Source organism: Acidithiobacillus sp. TH-A36 (assembly GCF_057473445.1).
Window position 1 is genome coordinate 1 of the sequence record NZ_JBYCKP010000390.1, and the last position, 4019, is coordinate 4019.

At 53.2% G+C, this 4019-nt stretch carries 4 protein-coding genes; 1 reads left to right on the forward strand and 3 read right to left on the reverse strand.

The features are described from left to right. Positions 1-145 precede the first annotated feature (145 nt). Positions 146-1438 carry an OprD family outer membrane porin gene (locus AC2VLY_RS10130; protein WP_193649428.1) on the reverse strand — a complete coding sequence of 431 codons (1293 nt, stop codon included), beginning with the start codon at positions 1436-1438 and terminating at the stop codon, positions 146-148. 54 nt (positions 1439-1492) lie between these two features. Then, positions 1493-2680, reverse strand: coding sequence for a TDT family transporter (locus AC2VLY_RS10135; protein WP_300254295.1), 1188 nt, complete (start codon positions 2678-2680; stop codon positions 1493-1495). A gap of 122 nt (positions 2681-2802) precedes the next feature. Between AC2VLY_RS10135 and AC2VLY_RS10140 the strand changes: the two genes are divergently transcribed. Next, positions 2803-3699, forward strand: a complete 897-nt coding sequence (locus AC2VLY_RS10140) for a LysR family transcriptional regulator (protein ID WP_300254297.1) — start codon at positions 2803-2805, stop codon at positions 3697-3699. Positions 3700-3707: 8 nt separating this feature from the next. Here AC2VLY_RS10140 and AC2VLY_RS10145 read toward each other — a convergent pair. Next, positions 3708-4019: DUF3617 domain-containing protein (locus AC2VLY_RS10145; protein ID WP_300254299.1), on the reverse strand; the 312-nt coding region annotated here is incomplete at its 5' end.

Consider the following 4019-nt stretch of genomic DNA (forward strand, 5'->3'; position numbering starts at 1 on the left):
ACCACAAGAGATTCCGCGCTGAGGCGGATGCATGATTTTGCTTAAAAACGGCTCTGCCGAAGCAGAGCCAAACTCCCATCGCAAGCGATGAGGAGGAGGTCGCCTACACCGTAAATCAATACCACATCACTTTGCTTAAAAGCCCTTAAAAGGCGTACTGCAACATCAAACGATCATCAATAAAGGTTCCCTGATAGTCCGCATAGGGATTGCTATGGTCGATAGCCAGACGGTTACGCAGAGATAATCCCTTCCAGAATCCTCCCGGGGTATAGGTCACATCCAGATAGTTGGCGTCTACGTTCGGCAGGTAGGGATGGGTACAATACATGCTGTAGGAATATTTGATCCGCAGTTGCCGTAGGGGATGGATCAAAAAACCAAACTTCCAGGCATGTCCCGCCGCAGAAGAAGACACCAGCCCATAATCCATGATGCTGGTGTACAGTGGATCGGCACTGTACTGCTGGGTATAGGGGGAAACAAATCCGCCGTTATACAAAGTCCGGCCACCCATGGAAAACGGGCTGCGACCGGGAATCTCATCATAAGCCGCAAAAACCTGGCCCAAAGGCGTTTGCAGACCGAGCATTCCACCAAATACGGTCGCGTTGACGGGGCCCGCGTATTGCGTGCCGTCTGCCCATTCCCGCGCATACTGAAAGTCGGCGAAGGGCTTCATGCCATAGGGCAAGCCGGACACTCCATAATGGACAGTACCGTAAAACAGATTCGCCAAATCATAAAACCTGTAGAACCAGGCGCTGGATTTCAAGCTCTGCCAATGCGCTTTCACCCCGAAAGCCAGTGTGCCATCCATATGATCCGGCATATCGGGATAAATGGGGTTTTGATTCAGCAGGGTTTCTCGGTAGTAATTTTCCTGTATCCGGTTTTTGAAACGAAACTCGCGAATCCCGATCAGTTGCAGATTGCGGATGGGGTTGACCTGCAAAGTCACTGCCTGGAAGGTGCTTGGAATCATGAAAGCATCCGACGGATTCATCCAGGGGGTATGCAGCAACATATCGCCGGCTTTCACTTTCAACCAGCGATCCTGATACTGCAAATAGGCTTGTCCCAGCACATTCAGACTGTCTTTGTCCCCCATCAGCAGGGGATCCAGACGGGGAGCATTCAGATCATTGGCACCCAGACTGTTGGCCGTATAAAAAGCCACACCGGCGCTGAGGCCATAGAGCGGCGCCGTTTGCACTTTCAACATACCGCCCAGTGAATAGGCATACTTATTGGGTAATGGGCTACCGCCATAAAGCTGATTGAAGTAGTAGGAACGGACATTCCCGGTGACCTTGCCGGCTTCCAGAAACTGTTGGATCGTCTGGTAATGCTCCGCATGCGCCTCCGTATCAGCCTGGGCGAGCAGCGGACTCATCAGCAAAGCGCCTACAGCAGCAGCGATCATTGGATATTTCATGATTGATATCTCCTTTTATTTCGACAAGGTTCTGAATGATTTTTTCAGATCCTTCTAATCCCTCATTTCACTGAGGTCGTTTTCCGTCAGGCGCCGCGTACTTTGGGGAGCACAGGTTTCCGGCAATCCTGTTTCGGCGGAAAGGCAGGGCGCACGAAACAGGCGTCCACTCCACATACCCTTAAAGCTGCGTTGGGTCACAATGACCCAGAAAAAGGCCAACGCGATGGTGAACAGGGCTCCCAGGGGCAAAAACACGCCCCAGTTGGTCTCCCGTGCGAGCAGGTAGGTAGCGGCGTCAAAGACGCCCAGGGGAAAGGTAAAACCCCACCAGCCCATATTGAAAGGCAGACCTTCGCCCAGATAACGCAGGGTAAAAAATACCGCCATCAGCATCCACCACAGCCCGAATCCCCAGAGAATCAGGGCGACAAAGAGGCCTGCCATGAAACCAAAATCACCCATTCCCGCAAGGGTCGTTCCCGCAAAGACTTTCTGATCGGCCACCCCCAGAGTGATCATCGCCATGGCACCGGTTCCCAAGGGTCCCAAAGGCAGCCAGGCGGATACCGCCATATCCTGATGGGGGAGCTTGTGCAGGGTCAGGCGTAAAAGCAGGATCGCCAGAATCCCCATGGCCAGCAGCACCGAAACGGCCCAGAGCAGATAACTCACGTAAATGACGGTGCTTCCCAACGCGGGGGGCAAATGCTGCGCCAACAACCCGCCACTGGCCGCCGTGACCTCCGGAGGAACAATGGGCAACAGCCAGGCAGCCGTCATTTTTTCAACGCTGTGTTCCTGGGCGGTAAACATGAAGTACGGCACCAGGAGCACCGAAAACAGCGCCAGAGCCACGTCCACCCACCACATGACATTGGTGATTTGTAAAGACAACGCCGTGACCGGCCAGATAATCAGCATGCCATTGACGATGGTGGCGAAACCCATGGGGATGGCGCCAATGAAAAGAGACTGTACCGGATGCTGAAAGAGGCGGCGAAAGCTGGCGGGATAAAACGCCGCCCGCCCCAGAAACAGCAGGGCAAACAGTGCGAAAAATAATGTGTTAATAGTCCATAGACCCTGTGCAAAGATTTTCTGACCCCAGTCACCATAAGGAAATTCGGCAATCATGAGCGCCAGAATCCCCGTACCCATATTGGCGGCGAACCAGTTGGGGGTGAAGTGACGAACGATTTCCCGGGGATCGTTTCCGGGGACTTCAGCGAATAGTTTCATAGTGATTGATTCCGGTGCTGTACATTTGCGCCAAGCTTGCACCTGGACAGGATATTCATCCAATGCTAATTTTTCATTGTTTTAATAATCACAGGTAATTTCTTAAATACTGGAGCCCGTTTATGCTGCATCAGCGTATTGATCCTGTTTTGTTGCTGGTCTGGGCCCGGGCGGCACGCCATGGCAATCTCCATGCCGCAGCAGAAAGTCTGTTCATGACCCAGCCCGCCGTCTCTCACCGCCTCAAAAACCTCCAGGAAATTGTCGGAGAACCCCTCTATCAACGGAATCGCCACGGTATCACCCCTACGGCCATGGGGATGGCGCTGTTACGCATTGCCGAACAAATCGAAAATGCCCTGGAAGACGCCCGCCATCTCTGTCAGGACACCGAAAAAATGCTGCGTGGCTCGCTATCCATTCTCGCCAGCCACAGCAATGCGGAAACCTTGTTGCCGCAGGCTATTGCCCGCTTCCAGCAGCAATATCCGGGGGTGTCCCTGCGCCTCATAGCCACCAACAGCCGCGCAGCCAGGACCATGCGCGACCAGGCTGATCTGGTTTTTGTAGAAGATGATCTGACCTCGCCTGCACAGACCGAGTGGGTTCAGGAAACTCTCCGGGAAACCACCATTGTCCTGCTGGCGCCAGAAAGCCCGTACTGGCTGCAGATGGCGCAAAAACCATTACCTTTGCGGGCGTTGGAGTCCACCGCACTGGTATGGAGAGAAGAAGGTTCAGGCATTCGCGAGCATGCTCTGCAAGCCCTGAAAGATGCCGGAATTTATCCTGAAATCCGTTATGAACTGAGTGGTCTCGCGGCTATTCGTGATGCTGTACGTTGCGGTTTGGGGGTGAGTTTTGTTTCAGCACTGAATGACAGTGGGGGACAACGTCCGGGACTGATTACCCTGAATACGGAACCGCATATTCATCATCGCCTTTCGGTGTTATATCGCAAGGAAGCCAGCCACAGCAGCAGAGCTTTTCTGGAATTGCTGCGCCAGCCTGCTGTTTAACCAACCGCTTATTTGACTTTCCCACAGTGAGCACTGAGATAAGTGCCCTGCATTTGCATATCAGTCACTGTTTCGTAATGAGCCTCGCTATGCACAATAGCAGTAATGACCCAGTGCGAGTTCAGATGACGGGCGCTGGTCTGGAACCAACCTATCTGGGTCATGGAGGCCCCCGGTGCCTGACAATGAAAAGTCCATTGGGTTTTGCCATCGGGCAAAACTTTATGACTGCCGGTACAGCGATCACTTCCCGCAGGCAGAAAAACGGATTCCGGTTTTTGATGGGCTTTCACACAAATTTGCATACTGCGTTCCATGGG

Bases quoted from the DNA above. Each gene is read 5' to 3' on its own strand.
- AC2VLY_RS10130 (WP_193649428.1), bottom strand. From the start codon at position 1,438: ATGAAATATCCAATGATCGCTGCTGCTGTAGGCGCTTTGCTGATGAGT.
- AC2VLY_RS10140 (WP_300254297.1), top strand. From the start codon at position 2,803: ATGCTGCATCAGCGTATTGATCCTGTTTTGTTGCTGGTCTGGGCCCGG.
- AC2VLY_RS10135 (WP_300254295.1), bottom strand. From the start codon at position 2,680: ATGAAACTATTCGCTGAAGTCCCCGGAAACGATCCCCGGGAAATCGTT.